This window comes from Pseudomonas sp. BF-R-01, from assembly GCF_019946615.1.
GTDB lineage: Bacteria > Pseudomonadota > Gammaproteobacteria > Pseudomonadales > Pseudomonadaceae > Aquipseudomonas > Aquipseudomonas migulae.
This window is the reverse complement of sequence record NZ_JAGYFX010000117.1, coordinates 1-17260: the sequence shown is the minus strand read 5'-3', so window position 1 is coordinate 17260 and position 17260 is coordinate 1. Positions and strand designations below refer to the sequence as shown.

15 protein-coding genes are annotated in these 17260 nt (G+C 60.4%); 9 read left to right on the top strand and 6 right to left on the bottom strand.

Annotated elements, in window-relative coordinates:
* Nucleotides 1–68 precede the first annotated feature (68 nt).
* Complete coding sequence (locus KGB27_RS27300; protein WP_223557043.1) at nt 69–1637, bottom strand: phospholipase D family protein; 1569 nt, start codon at nt 1635–1637, stop codon at nt 69–71.
* Nucleotides 1638–1697: 60 nt separating this feature from the next.
* The gene (locus KGB27_RS27295) at nt 1698–3131 is read right to left on the bottom strand and encodes a PLP-dependent aminotransferase family protein (RefSeq protein ID WP_223557040.1); all 1434 of its coding nucleotides are present in this window, start codon (nt 3129–3131) and stop codon (nt 1698–1700) included.
* Nucleotides 3132–3310: 179 nt separating this feature from the next.
* Between KGB27_RS27295 and KGB27_RS27290 the strand changes: the two genes are divergently transcribed.
* Complete coding sequence (locus KGB27_RS27290) at nt 3311–3556, top strand: DUF1127 domain-containing protein (RefSeq protein ID WP_008037999.1); 246 nt, start codon at nt 3311–3313, stop codon at nt 3554–3556.
* Nucleotides 3557–3668: 112 nt separating this feature from the next.
* On the opposite strand, the gene KGB27_RS27285 is transcribed toward KGB27_RS27290, so the two are convergent.
* The gene (locus tag KGB27_RS27285; protein ID WP_223557038.1) at nt 3669–4961 is read right to left on the bottom strand and encodes an NAD(P)/FAD-dependent oxidoreductase; all 1293 of its coding nucleotides are present in this window, start codon (nt 4959–4961) and stop codon (nt 3669–3671) included.
* A gap of 147 nt (nt 4962–5108) precedes the next feature.
* Here KGB27_RS27285 and KGB27_RS27280 point away from each other — a divergent pair, with 147 nt between their 5' ends.
* Nucleotides 5109–5462, top strand: coding sequence for a YkgJ family cysteine cluster protein (locus tag KGB27_RS27280; RefSeq protein ID WP_007947437.1), 354 nt, complete (start codon nt 5109–5111; stop codon nt 5460–5462).
* 140 nt (nt 5463–5602) lie between these two features.
* Here the strand turns inward: KGB27_RS27280 and KGB27_RS27275 are convergent, their stop codons facing one another.
* On the bottom strand, nt 5603–6091 hold the full coding sequence (locus KGB27_RS27275) for an Lrp/AsnC ligand binding domain-containing protein (RefSeq protein ID WP_003177284.1): 489 nt from the start codon (nt 6089–6091) through the stop codon (nt 5603–5605).
* A 156-nt stretch (nt 6092–6247) separates the two neighbouring features.
* Here KGB27_RS27275 and dadA point away from each other — a divergent pair, with 156 nt between their 5' ends.
* The 6 genes from dadA to KGB27_RS27245 all read left to right on the top strand — a co-directional run bounded on the left by dadA (nt 6248) and on the right by KGB27_RS27245 (nt 12479).
* On the top strand, nt 6248–7552 hold the full coding sequence (dadA, locus tag KGB27_RS27270; RefSeq protein ID WP_223557035.1) for a D-amino acid dehydrogenase: 1305 nt from the start codon (nt 6248–6250) through the stop codon (nt 7550–7552).
* Entirely contained in the window at nt 7524–7877 is a 354-nt protein-coding gene (locus KGB27_RS27265) for a RidA family protein (RefSeq protein ID WP_008030554.1), read from the top strand. The genes dadA and KGB27_RS27265 overlap by 29 nt, the downstream gene beginning before the upstream one ends.
* Nucleotides 7878–7974: 97 nt before the next feature.
* Nucleotides 7975–9048 carry an alanine racemase gene (alr, locus tag KGB27_RS27260; protein WP_223437815.1) on the top strand — a complete coding sequence of 358 codons (1074 nt, stop codon included), beginning with the start codon at nt 7975–7977 and terminating at the stop codon, nt 9046–9048.
* Nucleotides 9049–9172: 124 nt separating this feature from the next.
* Nucleotides 9173–9721 (top strand): cupin domain-containing protein, encoded by a 549-nt coding sequence (locus tag KGB27_RS27255; RefSeq protein WP_007947433.1) that lies wholly within the window; start codon nt 9173–9175, stop codon nt 9719–9721.
* 182 nt (nt 9722–9903) lie between these two features.
* Nucleotides 9904–10317: a c-type cytochrome gene (locus KGB27_RS27250; protein ID WP_032828815.1), complete on the top strand. Its 414-nt coding sequence runs from the start codon at nt 9904–9906 to the stop codon at nt 10315–10317.
* A 239-nt stretch (nt 10318–10556) separates the two neighbouring features.
* Nucleotides 10557–12479 carry an acetyl-CoA hydrolase/transferase C-terminal domain-containing protein gene (locus KGB27_RS27245; protein WP_223557033.1) on the top strand — a complete coding sequence of 641 codons (1923 nt, stop codon included), beginning with the start codon at nt 10557–10559 and terminating at the stop codon, nt 12477–12479.
* A gap of 128 nt (nt 12480–12607) precedes the next feature.
* Here KGB27_RS27245 and KGB27_RS27240 read toward each other — a convergent pair whose 3' ends face one another.
* Entirely contained in the window at nt 12608–13180 is a 573-nt protein-coding gene (locus KGB27_RS27240; protein ID WP_008030547.1) for a xanthine phosphoribosyltransferase, read from the bottom strand.
* Between the two features lie 69 nt (nt 13181–13249).
* Nucleotides 13250–15259 (bottom strand): DNA helicase Rep, encoded by a 2010-nt coding sequence (rep, locus tag KGB27_RS27235; RefSeq protein ID WP_223557031.1) that lies wholly within the window; start codon nt 15257–15259, stop codon nt 13250–13252.
* A 263-nt stretch (nt 15260–15522) separates the two neighbouring features.
* On the opposite strand from rep, the gene KGB27_RS27230 reads away from it, so the two are divergent.
* A complete protein-coding gene (locus KGB27_RS27230) occupies nt 15523–17196 on the top strand; it encodes a putative bifunctional diguanylate cyclase/phosphodiesterase (protein WP_223557029.1) in 1674 nt (557 codons plus the stop codon).
* Nucleotides 17197–17260: the final 64 nt, after the last annotated feature.

Sequence of the window (17260 nt, the reverse complement as noted above, 5' to 3'; positions counted from 1 at the left end):
CGGCCACATAGGTTTGACTGACACACCATCGCGAGCAGGCTCGCTCCTACAGGGGTGTTTATTGTGGGTTAGAGCATCTTCTCCAGTCCCACGGCGGTGCTCATCCACCCATTGAAATGGCGCCACCAGCTTCCCGGTTCATCGGTCAATGTGTGCATTTTTCCGTCGTCTTCGGTCACCCAGACAATCCGATTGTTTTCCAGTTTCACCTCATAACTCAGAGGCGGCGCCATACCTTCCAGCGCCGCCTTGCGCACATAGACAGCGAGTTCAGGGCTGTCTACCAGCACCCCGACCTCGGTGTTCCACAGCAGCGAGCGCGGGTCGAAGTTGAACGAGCCGATGAAGGATTTCTGCTGGTCGAAGATCATCGCCTTGCTGTGCAGGCTGGAATCGGAATCCTGGTGCGACTTGCTGTAGAAAATATGCGGTCCGCTGCCGCCGCCTTCGCCGGGCTGGCGACGCAATTCGTACAACTTCACACCATGTTCCAGCAGCGCCCGGCGATAGGGCGCGTAACCGCCATGCACCGCCGGTACGTCGGTGGCTTCCAGCGAGTTGGTCAGCAGGCTGACAGAGACCCCGGCATCGGCGCGACCGGTCAGGTAAACCAGCCCTGGCTGACCCGGTACGAAGTAAGCCGAGATCATGATCAGCTCTTTACTGACCCCGTTCAGCTCAGGCGCCAACTGCGTGGTCAGCAGCAATTGAGGATCGGGCTCGCCGTCTGACAAAACCTTGCTTGGTGCGTCCCACAACGCCTGGTTCCAGGCCCAGATCAGCTCCCGGCGCCAAGTGTCCATGCGCGGGTTTGTGGTGTAAGTCATCAGCCGCTGATACAACGCGTGATTCTGTTTGCGCGTCTCTTCCAGCGATTCTTCCAGGCGCGTGCGGGTGTTTTGCAGGTCCTTTTGCGTCGGTCGGCTCGACAGGAATTCATCGATCGGCTTGCTCAGCGCACTGTTCCAATACTGGTCGAAGCTGTGGCCCAACTGCTCGGCGACCGGGCCGACGCCGAGCATGTCGATGTCGGTGAAATTCAGGTTGGGCTCGGCATCGAAATACTCGTCCCCCAGGTTACGGCCGCCAACGATGGCGGCGCTGTTGTCCGCCAGCCACAGCTTGTTGTGCATGCGCCGGTGTTGCAGCGACAGATTGAACAGCCGCCCCATGGTCCGCGTCACGCCGGTGCTGCGGCCCAGGTGCAGCGGGTTGAACAGGCGGATCTGGATCTGCGGGTGCGCCGCCAGCGTGGCGATGATCCAGTCGAGGCCATCGCTGGTGGTGTCGTCGAGCAGGATTCTCACGCGTACGCCACGGTCGGCAGCCTTGAGCAGTTCGTCCACCAGCATCCGTGTGCTGATGCCGTCATGGACGATGTAGTACTGCAAGTCGAGGCTGCTTTGGGCGTTGCGGATCAGCTCGGCACGGGCCATGAACGCTTCGCCGCTATTGGACAGCAGACGAAAGCCCGACTTGCCCTCATGGGGCGCGGCCTGGGCCTGGATTGATCGACCGAATGCCGAGTCGCTGGCGGGCAGCGCCTGGCTCGGTTCGCGTTGAACATCGAGACTGGCGCAACCGCCCAGGAGCGAGGCGAGTAGCAGAAGAGCGAGTAGGGGCTGTCTGACTCTCACGTGGGATCGGTCCGATTGGCGGCAGGTGTCGACATATGGACGCTGGATCTCGGCTAAAGGTCAGTCAGTGAAGTTCTCATTTTCCGCCAGCAGTTTGATTGCCGCCGCGCCGACCTTGCGCACCGCGTCTTCGATCTGTGGTGTTGGCTTGGCAGCGTAGTTCATCCGCAGGCAATTGCGGTATTTGCCCGAGGGCGAAAAGATGCTGCCGACGGCAATCTGTACGCCTTGGTCATGCAGGGCACGGTTCAGTTTCAGGGTGTCGAAGCCATCGGGCAGTTCGACCCAGAGCATGAAACTGCCTTGCGGCCGACTGGCGCGGGTGCCGGCGGGAAAATAGCGGCTGACCCAGTCGATCATGATGTCGCGATTGCGCTGGTATTGTGCGCGCACCCGCCGCAAATGAGGCTCGAAGTGACCGGCCTTGAGGAATTCGGCGATGGCAATCTGCGGCTGCGGCGCTGTGCTGCCAGTGCTGATGTATTTCATGTGCAGCACCCGCTCCAGATAGCGGCCCGGTGCAACCCAGCCGATGCGCAGGCCGGGCGCCAGCGTTTTGGAGAAGGAACTGCAGAGCAGGACGCGGCCGTCTTCGTCGAAGGATTTGATCGTGCGCGGTCGCGGGTAGTTGTAGGCCAGTTCGCCATACACATCGTCTTCGATAATCGCCACGTCGAAACGCTGTGCAAGCGTCAACAACGCGCGTTTGCGCGATTCCGGCATGATGTAGCCCAACGGGTTGTTGCAGTTGGGGGTCAACTGTATGGCCTTGATCGGCCATTGCTCCAGAGCCAGTTCCAGTGCATCGAGGCTGATCCCGGTCAGCGGGTCGGTGGGGATTTCCAGGGCTTTCATGTTCAAGCCCTTGAGCGTCTGCATGGCGCCATGAAAGCTTGGCGAATCCACCGCGACGATGTCGCCCGGCTCACAGATGGAGCGAATGCTGGTGGACAGCGCTTCGTGGCAGCCGGTGGTGATCACCAGGTCGTTGGCCGTCAGTTGGCAGCCGGAGTCGAGCATCAGGCGGGCGATTTGCTCACGCAGTTCGAGGGTGCCGTGGATGTTGTCGTAATACAGGCCGGGCATGTCCTGTCGCCGACTGATGCGCGCGAGGTTGCGCAGCAACGGTTTCATGGTTGGCGTGGTGATGTCCGGCATGCCGCGACCCAGTTGCACCACGTCTTTGCGTGGCACCGCACGGATCAGTTCCAGCACCTGGTCCCACTGCGAGATATCCACAGGACGTTGCGCCGGACGGCCAATCGCCGGCAGTTCCGGCAGGTCGCGGCTGGCCGGGACGAAGTAGCCGGACTTGGGTTTCGGCATCGCCAGGCCGCTGTCTTCCAGCACTCGATAGGCCTGCTGCACCGTGCTCAGGCTGACCCCGTGTTCGACGCTCAATGCCCGCACCGACGGCAGCCGGTCGCCGGGGCGATAGAAGCCCTGTTCGATCCGCGTGCCGAGCAATTCGGCGAGGTTGACGTAAAGGGTCATGGCGCAGTCTCGGTGTGAGTGATTCGGTTGACCAGTACAGATCAGGCAAAAAATTGTAATTCAGAGGCTAAAACGCCAAATCTGTATGGAATTAATACAGGCTGGTTGAATCTGTAATGCTTTTCGCCGTCCGCGCATCATGAAAGCTCTGGCTACCCAAGTAAACAGGAGCAATCAAAATGAACGGCTTGAGCGATGTGCGGCTGACGTTACGCAGTCAGGAACTGGCGGCAGGGCAAATCAACGGTACGCGCGAGGCGTTGATGCGCAACGCACCGTCGGGCCTGAGTCGCTGGGGTCTGTTCTGGCATCGTCTGCACACGCGCAAGGCGTTGCTGGAACTGACGCCGGAGCAATTGCGGGATGTCGGGTTGAGCCGGGAGCAGGCGCGGGATGAGGGGCTTAAGCCTTTCTGGCGGATCTGAGGTTTGTGGTGTTCATTAGATCCATTCGCGGGCAAGCCTCGCTCCTACAGTTGAACCCCTTGTAGGAGCGAGGCTTGCCCGCGAAGGCGTCATCACTGACGCCACAAATCCCTCAGACCAACTCTTTAAGCCGATGCCACAACATCCCCAACGCCAACAGCGGCGAGCGCAAATGCTTCCCGCCGGGGAAAGTAATGTGCGGCACCTTGGCAAACAGATCGAACCCGCCACCCTGCTGCCCACTGATCGCCTCGGCCAACAACTTGCCCGCCAGATGCGTGGCATTCACGCCGTGACCTGAATAAGCCTGGGCGTAATACACATTCGGCTGGTCCTTGAGCCGGCCAATCTGCGGCAATCGGTTTGCGCCGATGCCGATCATCCCGCCCCACTGATAATCAATCCTCGCACCAGCCAGTTGCGGGAACACCTCAAGCATCTTCGGCCGCATGTACGCGGCGATGTCCTTCGGGTCGCGACCTGAATAATGGCAGGCGCCACCGAACAGCAAGCGACGATCCGCCGAGAGCCGGTAGTAATCCAGCGCCACCCGCTGATCACATACCGCCATGTTCTGCGGCAGCAGTTCATGTGCCTGTTCTTCGCTCAAGGGTTCGGTGGCGATGATGTAGCTGCCGGCGGGCAACACCTTGCCGCTGAGTTCGGGGTTGAGTTGGTTGAGGTAGGCGTTGCAGCCCAGCACCAGGGTTTTTGCACGAACCGAACCTTGAGCCGTATGGACCTTCACCTCCGGGCCGTAATCAATGCGGGTCACTGCCGATTGCTCAAACAGTCTGGCGCCCAGTTGCTGCGCAGCGGCGGCTTCGCCCAATGCCAGATTCAGTGGGTGCAAATGGCCCGAACCCATGTCGATCAGGCCGCCGACGTAGCGATTGGAACCCACCACGCTGTGCATCTCATGCGCTTGCAGCAATCGGGTTTCATAGCGGTAGCCGAGGTCGCGCAGTTCCTCGGCGTCTTCGGCGAAACCTTCCAGGTCGCGGGGTTTGTTGGCGAGATCGCAGTAACCCCAGGTCAGGTCGCAAGGGATCTGAAAACGCTCGACGCGTTGTCGGACGATTTCCACGGCTTCCAGGCCCATGAGTTTCATCTGACGCACGCCGTCCGTGCCGATCACGTTGGCGAACTGATCGAGCCCATGACCGACGCCACGAATCAGTTGCCCACCATTACGGCCGCTGGCGCCCCAGCCAATCTTGTGCGCTTCGAGCAGCACCACGCTGAGGCCGCGCTCCGCCAGTTCAAGCGCGGTGTTCAGCCTGGAAAACCCGCCGCCGACCACGCACACATCGGCTACCAGTTCGCCTTTCAACACCGGGTGATCGGGTTGCGGCAGGCTGCTGGCGGCGTAATAAGAGGCGGTGTGCTGAGCACGGGCATTCATGCGCATCATCCTGATTTTTGTGTTTAGTAAATTTGACGGAGCATAAGCCGGACCTTCCGGCGCGGGCAACACTGGTCGGTTGTGGCTGTCTGGATCGGCGCGTTTGCGTCAGAATCGCGCTTCAGTCCGCTTTGGGTCACCGTTTCGATGAGCTGCAACAGTCAGAAAATCCGCACGTTACGACAGCAGATCCCCTCGTTCGAGTGCGTGCCCGGCTGCCATGACTGCTGCGGACCGGTGACCACCTCGCCGGAAGAAATGTCCCGCCTGCCGCGCAAGACCCGCGCCGAGCAGGATGCGGCGATGGATGAGCTCAACTGCGTGCACTTGGGACCCAACGGCTGCACGGTGTATGACGAGCGGCCGCTGATTTGCCGGTTGTTCGGCACCACCAAGACCTTGCCGTGCCCGAATGGGCGGGGGCCGGTGGAGCTGATTCATCCGCGGGTGGAGAAGCAGATTCATGAGTACATGGCTTCTACCCGGCAGGTGCTCGTCTGAGGGAAGACCGAGTCGCCTGTAATCGCCAGCAGGCTAGCTCCCACACTGGATCTGTGTCATGCACGGAATGTGTGTCCGCTGAAGATCAACTGTGGGAGCTAGCCTGCTAGCGATGGGGGCTGAACAGGCACCACAAAGTCTCAATCCGGAATCGGCAGACTCAGACTCTCCTTCACCTCTTCCATCACGATATAACTCTTCGATTCGCGCACATGCGGCAGCTTGAGCAGGATGTCGCCCAGCAGCTTTCGATAAGACGCCATCTCCGAGATCCGCGCCTTCACCAGGTAGTCGAAATCCCCTGACACCAAATGGCATTCCAGCACATGGGGCAGTTTCAGCACCGCGCGTCGGAACTCTTCGAAAGTATCGCCGGATTTGTAGTCGAGGCTGATCTCGACGAACACCAGCAGACTACCCTTGAGGTGTTGCGGGTTCAGCCGGGCGTTGTAGCCCATGATGATCCCTTCGCGCTCAAGGCGCCGGACCCGCTCGGTGCAGGGCGTGGTCGAGAGCCCGACCTTTTCCCCAAGCTCCGTGAAGGAGATACGCCCGTCCGCTTGCAGGATCCGCAGGATGTTGCGGTCGATCTTGTCCAGCTCACGTTTGGTCTGAGTGTTGGTACGCATAGGGGATGCGCCTCCGTGAAAAGCGTTTTTGCCGAGAATTGTCGCCAAATATAGGTGCTTATATAGTGAAATGCACTGGCTAATCTTTTTTAAACTGCCCACATCTACGGTCTGTACTACAAACGTCAGCGGCACGCCGCGATGAGGGATATGAAAATGCGCGTTATGGTCTTGGGTAGCGGCGTCATCGGTACCACCAGTGCTTATTATCTGGCGCGTGCCGGGTTCGAAGTGGTGGTGGTGGACCGTCAGCCGGCTGCGGCCATGGAGACCAGTTTCGCCAACGCCGGGCAGGTTTCGCCGGGTTATGCCTCGCCGTGGGCCGCGCCGGGTGTGCCGCTCAAGGCCATCAAGTGGCTGTTGCAGCGCCACGCACCGCTGGCGATCAAGGCCACTGCCGACATCGACCAATACCTGTGGATGGCGCAGATGCTGCGCAACTGTACCGCCAGCCGTTATGCGGTGAACAAGGAGCGCATGGTCCGTCTGTCCGAGTACAGCCGTGACTGCCTCGACGAACTGCGCGCCGAAACCGGCATTGCCTACGAAGGCCGCAGCCTCGGTACTACTCAATTGTTCCGCACCCAGGCTCAACTCGACGGCGCCGCGAAAGACATCGCCGTACTGAAAGAGTCCGGCGTGCCGTTCGAACTGCTCGACCGTGCCGGCATTGCTCGCGTTGAACCGGCGCTGGCCAGCGTGACCGATATCCTTGCCGGTGCCCTGCGCCTGCCGAACGACCAGACCGGCGATTGCCAGATGTTCACCAGCCGCCTGGCCGAAATGGCTGTGAAACTGGGTGTGGAATTCCGCTTCGGCCAAGACATTCAGAAGCTCGACTACGCCGGTGATCGCATCAACGGTGTGTGGATCGACGGCAAGCTGGAAACCGCTGACCGCTACGTATTGGCACTCGGCAGCTACTCGCCGCAGTTGCTCAAGCCGCTGAGCATCAAGGCACCGGTTTACCCGCTCAAGGGTTACTCCCTGACCGTGCCGATCACCAACCCGGCGATGGCCCCGACGTCGACCATTCTCGACGAGACCTACAAGGTCGCGATCACCCGTTTCGACAACCGCATCCGCGTCGGTGGCATGGCTGAAATCGCCGGTTTTGACCTGTCGCTGAACCCGCGTCGGCGCGAAACCCTGGAGATGATCGTCAACGACCTTTATCCTCAGGGCGGCGATCTGGCCCAGGCAAGTTTCTGGACCGGTCTGCGTCCGACCACGCCGGACGGCACGCCGATTGTGGGTGCAACGCCGTTCAGCAACCTGTTCCTGAACACCGGTCACGGCACCCTCGGCTGGACCATGGCGTGCGGCTCCGGTCGCTTGCTGGCCGACCTGATGGCGAAGAAAACGCCGCAGATCAGTGCAGAAGGCCTCGATATTTCCCGTTATGGCAGCAAAGTCCAGGAGCCCGCAAAACATGGCAATCCAGCGCCAGCTCACCAATGAGCGCATGAGTCAGATCGTCGCTCACAACGGTACGGTGTATTTGGCAGGGCAGGTCGGCGACGACATGAACGCCGGGATTGAACAGCAGACTCGCGAAACCCTCGCCAATATCGAGCGTTTGCTGGATATGGCGGGTACCGACAAGCACCATTTGCTGTCGGTGACGATTTACCTGAAAGACATCGACGCGCACTTCGAAGGCATGAACGCGGTGTGGGACAAGTGGCTGCCAAAAGGCGTCGCACCGGCCCGTGCAACGGTTGAGTCGAAGCTGTGCGAACCGGAAATCCTGATCGAGCTGTCGGTTGTAGCCGCTCTGCCGTAAGCCTGTCAGAAAGATCCCTCTCCCGGTGCTGTTGGCGGTTCACGCTGTCAGCCAGCGCCGGTTTTTATTCCCATGACCGCCTAGAAGCCCTGCCGCCATGCGTCCAGCCCGTGCCCTGATCGACCTTCAAGCCCTGCGTCACAACTATCGGATCGCCCGTGAACTCACTGGGGCCAAGGCCCTCGCGGTGATCAAGGCGGATGCCTACGGCCATGGCGCGGTGCGTTGCGCCCAGGCGCTGGAAGCCGAGGCGGACGGGTTTGCCGTGGCGTGCATCGAAGAAGCACTGGAGCTGCGCGCTGCCGGCATTCGCGCGCCGGTGTTGTTGCTGGAAGGTTTTTTCGAAGCCGACGAGCTGGCGCTGATCGTCGAGCATGATTTCTGGTGCGTGGTGCATTCGCTGTGGCAGCTTGAAGCCATCGAAAAAGCCGCGCTGAGCAAGCCGATCACTGTCTGGCTCAAGCTTGATTCGGGCATGCACCGGGTCGGTCTGCATCCAAAGGATTACCAATCGGCCTATCAACGGCTGCTGGCCAGCGGCAAGGTCGCGAAAGTGGTGCTGATGAGCCACTTCGCCCGCGCCGATGAGCTGCACAGTCAAGCCAGTGCCGAGCAGGTGGCGGTGTTTGAAGCGGCCCGCCAGGGCTTAGCGGCCGAGGTCAGCCTGCGCAACTCGCCGGCAGTGCTTGGTTGGCCGCAGATTCCGAGCGACTGGGTGCGTCCGGGCATCATGCTCTACGGCGCCACGCCTTTCGAAGAAGCCAACGCCGTGGCCTCACGCCTGCAACCGGTGATGACCCTGGAATCGAAAGTGATTTGCGTGCGTGAGCTGCCGGCCGGTGAGCCGATCGGTTACGGCGCCAAATTCATCACCCAGAAGCCGATGCGCGTTGGCGTGGTGGCGATGGGTTATGCCGATGGCTATCCGCGTCACGCACCGACCGGTACGCCGGTGATGGTCGCCGGGCAGCTCAGCCAGTTGATCGGCCGGGTGTCGATGGACATGCTGTGCATCGATCTGACCGATGTACCGCAAGCCGGGCTGGGTTCGACCGTCGAGTTGTGGGGCAAAAACGTGCTGGCCAGCACCGTGGCGGAAGCCGCGGACACTATTCCCTATCAGATCTTCTGCAACCTGCGCCGGGTTCCGCTGCTCTATTCCGGGGCTTGACCCGAACCGCACGGACCGGAAGTCGCTTCGCCGAACAGGATTCAGGCCAAAGTGTTGTAAATACTGAACGCTGTCGCCATGATAACGCTCATATTCCTACAACCTGAATCCTGGAGGCGCAAGCTTGGACGTCGGTGAACGACTGCAATCCATCCGTAAGCTCAAAGGTCTTTCGCAGCGTGAACTCGCCAAACGCGCGGGCGTCACCAACAGCACCATTTCGATGATCGAGAAGAACAGCGTCAGCCCCTCGATCAGTTCGCTGCGCAAGGTTCTGGGCGGGATTCCCATGTCGATGGTCGAGTTCTTTTCCGAAGAGATCCTGCAGGAAAAACCGACTCAGATCGTCTACAAGGCTAACGAGCTGATCGATATTTCCGATGGCGCAGTGACCATGAAACTGGTCGGCCGGGCTCACCCGAGCCGCGCCATTGCGTTCCTCAATGAAATCTACCCGCCAGGCGCCGACACCGGTGACGAGATGCTCACCCATGAGGGCGAGGAAACCGGGATTCTGGTGGAAGGGCGTCTGGAACTGGTGGTCGGGCTGGAAACTTTTGTGCTCGAAGCCGGTGATAGCTACTACTTTGAAAGTACCAAGCCGCACCGTTTCCGTAATCCGTTCGACGCGCCGGCGCGACTAATCAGCGCAGCCACGCCAGCGAATTTCTAAGAGAAGAGGCGTCCTGCCAGCACGGCAGCGGCACCCAAAGGGTTTTTCCGCGGCGCAACAAGACCCCTTCGACTTTGGGGTTGTTTCAGTGCGGCGGGCTTACCGCTATACTTGCGCCCGCCTGCGAACCGTGGCCGTAGGCGTGACTAGCCACCATTGAGGGTGAACGCGTGAACCTAATTATGAAAATGCTGGCTGCACCAGCAACCGTATTGGCCCTTTGGGCTGTCAGCGCTCAAGCTGCGACGAATGACGATATTGCAAAACGCCTTGATCCAGTTGGCCAAGTTTGTGTTCAGGGTCAAGAGTGCAAGGGGATGGAAGTCGCTGCTGCTTCTGGCGGCGGTGGCGGTGCCAAGGCACCTAAAGACGTTATTGCAAAACATTGCAACGCTTGCCACGGCACCGGCCTGTTGGGTGCGCCGAAAATCGGCGACAAGGCTGCCTGGAAAGAACGCGCCGATCACCAGGGCGGTCTCGACGGCATCCTGGCCAAGGCCATTACCGGTATCAATGCGATGCCGCCTAAAGGCACCTGCGCCGACTGCTCCGACGACGAGCTGAAAGGCGCCATCAAAGAGATGTCCGGCCTGTAACACGCCCGCATCGTTAGCGAAAAAGCCGCCTCCGGGCGGCTTTTTTGTGCCTGTTCACCTGTAGGAGCCGGCTTGCCGGCGATGAACGATCACACGGTTTGTCTGGCTAACCGCGGCGCCTGGATCGCCGGCAAGCCGGCTCCTACAAGGTTTTGTGTTGGCATCCGGGGCTGTTCATTACAGCAAAGACCCGGCAAGCTCGGTCCAACCCCAATTCATGGAATGTAAGGGAGGATCAGATGGTGCAGCTGTGTTCTATCGAGCAAGCGGTCGATGAGGTGCTGGCGCGGTTGCCGGCGCATATCCACATGGGCCTGCCCCTCGGTCTGGGCAAACCCAACCACTTCGTCAACGCGCTGTATCAACGCGTTGCGCAATTGCCCGAGCGCAAGCTGACGATCTACACCGCGCTGTGCCTGGGCCGTCCTGCATTGGGCGACGGCTTGCAGAAGCGCTTCCTCGAACCCTTCATCGAACGGGTATTCGGCGATTATCCGGAGCTGGATTTCCTCGCGGGCCTGCGCAAGGACAACCTGCCGCCCAACATCCATATTCAACAGTTTTTCATGCAGCCCGGCAGCCTGCTTCATAGCGAATCCGCCCAGCAGGACTACGTGAGCAGCAACTACAGCCACGCCGCGCGGGACATCAACGCGGCCGGTTTGAACCTGGTCGCGCAACTGGTAGCCAGTCACTCCGAACACCCGGATCGCCTGAGCCTGAGTTGCAACCCGGACATCACCCTCGACCTGTTTCCGATGATCGCCAAGCGCAGGGCGGCGGGGGAGACCGTCCTGCTCGTGGGTCAGGTACACAACGACTTGCCGTACATGCCCGGTGACGCGGAAATCGGCATCGACACTTTCGACCTGCTGGTCGACGAGAAAGACAACACCACGCTGTTCTCGACGCCGAACATGCCGGTGGGTTTTCAGGACCATTTCATCGGCCTGCACGCCAGCGCGCTGGTCCGCGATGGCGGCACCTTGCAAATCGGCATCGGCGCCATGGGCGACGCGCTGACGGCGGCGTTGCTGGCGCGGCAGGCGGATAACGACGGATACAAGGCGTTGTTGGCCGACGTAAATCTCAGCCAGTGGGCGCAGTTGATAGACCGCGAAGGGGGTTTGGAACCGTTCGCCAAAGGCCTTTACGGTTGCAGCGAAATGTTCGTCAACGGCCTGCTGGTGCTGGTCGATGCCGGCATCGTGCGGCGCAAGGTCTACCCCGATGTGCCAACCCAACAACAGGCGAATGCCGGCACGCTGGATGAAGCGGCGCAAACCGACGGCATTTCGGTGCACGGCGGGTTCTTCCTCGGGCCGCGCAGTTTCTACGAGCGTCTTCGAGAGCTGCCCCAGAGCAAGCGACTCGAATTCAACATGACCCGTATCAGCTACATCAACGAGCTGTACGGTCAGGAGGAACTCAAACGCTTGCAGCGCCTGGATGCGCGCTTCATCAACACCGTGTTCACCATGACGTTGCTTGGCGCCGGCGTGGCCGATCAGCTTGAAGATGGTCGGGTGCTGAGCGGCGTCGGCGGGCAATACAACTTCGTCGCCCAGGGCCATGCGCTGGAAGGCGCGCGTTCGATTTTGCTGCTGCGAAGCTGGCGCGAGTCGGGCGGGGAGGTCAGTTCCAACATCGTCTGGGAATACGGCCATTGCACGATCCCGCGGCATTTGCGGGACATCGTGGTCACTGAATACGGTATCGCGGATTTGCGCGGCAAGACCGATGCGGCGGTGATCGAGGCGTTGCTGAACGTCAGCGATTCACGGTTCCAGCCCGGCTTGATCGAGCAGGCGCAGAGTGCCGGGAAACTGCCGAAGAGTTTTCGTCTCGATCCGCGTTTTGCCGACAACCGACCAGAACGTTTACAGGCGATTCAGGCGCGGCATCCGCAGTTGTTTCCGGAGTATCCGCTGGGGAGTGATTTCACCGCGCATGAGCGGGATTTGTTGCGGGCGCTGAACTGGTTGAAGAGCAAGTTCAAGCTGACGGAGATTCTGGAGTTGGGCAAGGCGGCGCTGGATGCGCCCGAACCGGCAGCGTTTCCCGAGCATCTGGAACGCATGCAACTGACCAACCCGGAAGGGCTGAAAGAGGACCTGTTTCAGCGGCTGCTGCTCACCGGCCTCAAGGCCACCGCGCAATAACAGCCAACCCAAAACAACTGTGGGAGCCAGCCTGCTGGCGATGACGGTCTGTCAGGCATGAAGATTTTGACTGACACGACGCCATCGCCAGCAGGCTGGCTCCCACAGGGGAAATGCGGTGCTGCTGGTTATTCGATGAAGGTCACGACACCGCCAGCCAGCGACTTAACGCGAGCCAGCGATTCAACGCGATAACCCTGCGCATCCAGTTCCGCACGCCCGCCCTGGAACGACTTCTCGATCACGATACCCAGACCGGCCACGGTCGCGCCGGCCTGTTTGATGATCGAGATCAGCGCCTGGGACGCCTTACCGTTGGCCAAAAAGTCATCGATGATCAGCACGCGGTCGCTGCTGGTCAGGTGGCGCGGGGAGATCGCCACGGTGCTTTCGGTCTGCTTGGTGAACGAGTAAACGGTCGCCGACAGCAGGTTTTCGGTCAGGGTCAGGGACTGATGCTTGCGCGCGAAAATCACCGGTACACCCAGGTTCAGGCCGGTCATGATCGCCGGAGCGATACCCGAGGCTTCGATGGTGACGATCTTGGTGATGCCCGAGTCCTTGAACAGCGCAGCGAACTCGTCGCCGATCAGTTTCATCAGCGCCGGGTCGATCTGGTGGTTCAAAAAGGCGTCGACCTTCAGGACCTGATCGGAAAGCACGATGCCTTGTTCGCGAATTTTCTGGTGCAGTGCTTCCATGAAGCGTTCCTCTACTGGCGCCATGTGCGCCTAGTTTGTCAAAAGGTGTCGGTTAAAAAGTGCTCAATTCTAGCGCTTTAACATCGCCCGTATATCGGCCAATGCGGTATTGCCGCGAACGGCTTTGACTTCTACCGGCGTGTCGTCGGTGCCTTCCCAGGCCAGGTCGTCCGGCGGCAGTTCATCGAGGAAGCGGCTGGGCGCGCAGTCGATGATCTCGCCGTATTGCTTACGCTTGGCCGCGAAGGTGAAGGCCAGGGTCTGACGTGCGCGGGTAATGCCAACGTAGGCCAGGCGGCGTTCTTCTTCGATGGTGTCGGCTTCGATGCTGGAGCGGTGCGGGAGGATTTCCTCTTCCATGCCCATGATGAACACGTAAGGGAATTCCAGCCCTTTGGAGGCGTGCAAGGTCATCATCTGCACACCTTCGGCGCCGTCTTCCTCTTCCTGCTGGCGTTCCAGCATGTCGCGCAGGACGAGTTTGCCGATGGCGTCCTCGACGGTCATCTCGCCTTCTTCGTCTTTCTCCAGGGTGTTTTTCAACGCCTCGATCAGGAACCAGACGTTACCCATGCGGTAGTCGGCGGCCTTGTCGCTGGAGCTGTTGGTGCGCAGCCAGTTCTCGTAGTCGATGTCCATGACCATGCTGCGCAGCGCCGAAATCGGGTCTTCGCCGGCGCACTGCTCGCGCACCTTGTCCATGAAACGCTTGAAGCGCGACAGGCGATCGGTGAAACGCGCATCCAGATGCTCGCCCAGGCCGATTTCGTCGGTGGCAGCGTACATCGAGATTTTGCGTTCGGTGGCGTAGTTGCCGAGCTTCTCAAGCGTCGTCGAACCGATCTCCCGGCGTGGGACGTTGATCACCCGCAGGAAGGCGTTGTCGTCGTCCGGGTTCACGATCAGGCGGAAGTAGGCCATCAGGTCCTTCACTTCCTGGCGTCCGAAAAAGCTGTTGCCGCCGGACAACCGATACGGAATCTGGTGGTGTTGCAGCTTCAGCTCGATCAGCTTGGCCTGATAGTTACCGCGATACAGGATCGCGAAATCGCTGTAGGGCCGGTCGGTGCGCAAGTGCAGGGTCAGCAACTCCACGGCCACGCGCTCGGCTTCGGCGTCTTCGTTGCGGCAGCGGATCACGCGGATCTCGTCGCCGTGACCCATCTCGCTCCACAGCTGCTTTTCGAATTCGTGCGGGTTGTTCGAGATCAGCACGTTGGCGCAGCGCAGGATGCGGCTGGTGGAGCGATAGTTCTGCTCCAGCATCACCACTTTCAGGGACGGGTAGTCGTCCTTGAGCAGCATCAGGTTTTCCGGGCGCGCGCCGCGCCAGGCGTAGATCGACTGGTCGTCATCGCCCACCACGGTGAACTGGTTGCGCGTGCCGATCAGCAACTTCACCAGCAAATACTGGCTGGCGTTGGTGTCCTGGTATTCGTCCACCAGCAGGTAGCGGACTTTGTTCTGCCACTTTTCGAGGATGTCGGCGTGTTCCTGGAACAGTTTCACCGGCAGCAGGATCAGGTCGTCGAAGTCCACCGCGTTGAACGCCTTGAGCGTGCGCTGGTAGTGGGTGTAGACGATGGCGGCGGTCTGTTCCTTGGGGTTGCGCGAGTTTTCCAGGGCTTCGGCGGGCAGGATCAGGTCGTTTTTCCACGAGCCGATCATGTTCTTGATCTCGTCGACGCCGTCGTCGCCCGCGTATTCCTTCTGCATGATGTCGGTCATCAGGGCTTTGACGTCGGTCTCGTCGAAGATCGAGAAACCCGGTTTGTAGCCCAGCCGCACGTGTTCCTTGCGGATGATGTTGAGGCCCAGGTTGTGGAAGGTGCACACCGTCAGGCCACGGCCTTCGCCGCCCTTGAGCAGGGTGCCGACCCGTTCCTTCATCTCGCGCGCGGCCTTGTTGGTAAAGGTCATGGCGACGATGTACTGGGCGCGGATGCCGCAGTTCTGGATCAGGTGCGCGATTTTGCGCGGGATCACGCTGGTCTTGCCGGAGCCTGCACCGGCGAGCACCAAAAGAGGGCCGCCGACGTAGCTCACGGCTTCTTGCTGCCGGGGATTGAGTCGGGACATACGTAAATTCAGGAGTCAGTACGAAATGGGCCGGCATTTTAACAGGCTCAGCGAATTGTGCTGCTCTCTCCGACTTGTGACGCAACACGCTATCTATATTTGCCGGTTTTGTTACTTTCACGCAGGATGCGCAACGAATTTGCGACTAATGTTCGTAATTCCGGATACAAAGGCCTCGTTTGATAACTGATGTCGTTGGTCATTGGTTATCGGCACGGCATAATGCCCGCCGCCTACATCATTGCAGAGTCTAGGGAGCTAGCTTGTCTACGCCTGTCGAACCCTTGCGTTTGCTGCTATTGGCCGAAGAGCCAGCGTGGGCAGCGTTGTTGCGCGAGTGTCTGGCTCCGATGGGGAGCTCGGCCGTGCTCATCAGCGCTCCGAGCTGGGAGTCGGTCAGCGCTCTGTTTGATGACAACCGCAGCGCGGTGTTGTTGACGATCCCGGCCCTTCAGCCGGCGCCCGGCCGTTGCAGTTTGCCAACGGTGTTGCTGCTCGAACAGGAGCCGCTGTTGCCGCCCGATGGCGTGAGCGACTGGCTGGTGCGCGATCATCTCGACCCTGGCATGTTGCGCCGTTGCCTGCGCCATGTGCGCGAGCGCGGCGTGCTGGAAAACACCCTGCAACGCCTGGCCGAGCAAGACCCGCTGACCGGCATCGCCAACCGCCAGGGTTTCCAGACCTTGCTGGCCGCGCGACTGGCGGAAAACGACGGCCGTGGCCTGGCTCTCGGGCACCTTGACCTCGACAACTTCCGCCACGCCAACGACGCCCTCGGCCATCAGGCCGGCGACCGCTTGATCCTGCAAGTGGTCGCGCGCCTGAAAAGCCAGCTCGAGGCCGGCGATCAACTGGCGCGGCTGGGCAGCGATGAATTCGCCCTGCTGATCGACACCCGCCGCGCGCCGCAACGCGCCGAATGGATGGCCGAACGCATCACCGAAGCGTTGGCCGAGCCCTATTGGGTCGACGGCGAAAGCCTGTTGATCGGTTCCAGCCTGGGCATCGCCCACGCCCGCGCCCAGGCCGGCGCCGATCCGTTGATGTGGCACGCGCACATCGCCATGCAGCAGGCCAAGAGTACTCAAGGCTGCACCTTTCACATCTTCAACGAACGCATCAACCGCAATGCCCGCAGCATGGCCGACCTCGAAAGCGAGCTGCGCCGGGCGTTGCGTCGCGATGAGCTGGAACTTCATTACCAGCCACGCCTGAACCTTGAAGACGGGCAGATCGTCGGCCTCGAAGCCCTGGTGCGCTGGCGCCATGCCGAGCGTGGGTTGTTGCCGCCGAGCGAGTTCGTGCCACTGGCCGAGCAAAGCGGTTTGATCGTGCCACTCGGTTACTGGGTGATTTCCCGCGCGTTGCGCGACATGCAGGCGTTGCGCGAGCTCGGTCTGCCGGCGCTGCACATGGCGATCAACCTGTCGTTCCGCCAGTTTCAGGACAGTCAGTTGCTTTCGACCCTGAGCCGGCTGATTGCCGAACGTGGCGTCGAAGCGCAGTGGCTGGAATTCGAACTGACCGAAACGGCGGTCATGCGCCGCAGCGATCTGGTGAAGCAGACCATGGATGCCCTCGGGCGCCTGGGCGTGCGCTTCTCGCTCGACGACTTTGGCACCGGGTTTTCGTCTTTCGTGCACCTCAACAGCCTGCCGATTGCCTTGTTGAAGGTCGACAAGAGCTTTGTCGGCGGGATGGAAGGGCGTGAAGAGAATCGCAAACTGGTGCACGCGATGATCAACCTCGCGCACAACCTCAATCTTGAAGTGGTCGCCGAGGGCGTGGAAACGCCGGAGCAGCTGGATCTGTTGCGCGGGTTTGGTTGCGATCAGGTGCAAGGGTATTTGATCAGCAAGCCGTTGCCGTTGACGGAGCTGGTTGAGTATCTGAGTTTTGGCAGTAATCAACAGCCGATGCTAGAGATCGTGAGCTAACACTAAATCTGTAGGAGCGAGGCTTGCCCGCGAAGGCGGCGTGTCAGTCGACATTGTTGTTACT

Coding starts and splice junctions, on each gene's coding strand:
- KGB27_RS27295 (WP_223557040.1), bottom strand. CDS start 3,131: ATGACCCTTTACGTCAACCTCGCCGAATTGCTCGGCACGCGGATCGAA.
- KGB27_RS27290 (WP_008037999.1), top strand. CDS start 3,311: ATGAACGGCTTGAGCGATGTGCGGCTGACGTTACGCAGTCAGGAACTG.
- KGB27_RS27285 (WP_223557038.1), bottom strand. CDS start 4,961: ATGAATGCCCGTGCTCAGCACACCGCCTCTTATTACGCCGCCAGCAGC.
- KGB27_RS27280 (WP_007947437.1), top strand. CDS start 5,109: ATGAGCTGCAACAGTCAGAAAATCCGCACGTTACGACAGCAGATCCCC.
- KGB27_RS27275 (WP_003177284.1), bottom strand. CDS start 6,091: ATGCGTACCAACACTCAGACCAAACGTGAGCTGGACAAGATCGACCGC.
- dadA (WP_223557035.1), top strand. CDS start 6,248: ATGCGCGTTATGGTCTTGGGTAGCGGCGTCATCGGTACCACCAGTGCT.
- KGB27_RS27265 (WP_008030554.1), top strand. CDS start 7,524: ATGGCAATCCAGCGCCAGCTCACCAATGAGCGCATGAGTCAGATCGTC.
- alr (WP_223437815.1), top strand. CDS start 7,975: ATGCGTCCAGCCCGTGCCCTGATCGACCTTCAAGCCCTGCGTCACAAC.
- KGB27_RS27250 (WP_032828815.1), top strand. CDS start 9,904: ATGAAAATGCTGGCTGCACCAGCAACCGTATTGGCCCTTTGGGCTGTC.
- KGB27_RS27245 (WP_223557033.1), top strand. CDS start 10,557: ATGGTGCAGCTGTGTTCTATCGAGCAAGCGGTCGATGAGGTGCTGGCG.
- KGB27_RS27240 (WP_008030547.1), bottom strand. CDS start 13,180: ATGGAAGCACTGCACCAGAAAATTCGCGAACAAGGCATCGTGCTTTCC.
- rep (WP_223557031.1), bottom strand. CDS start 15,259: ATGTCCCGACTCAATCCCCGGCAGCAAGAAGCCGTGAGCTACGTCGGC.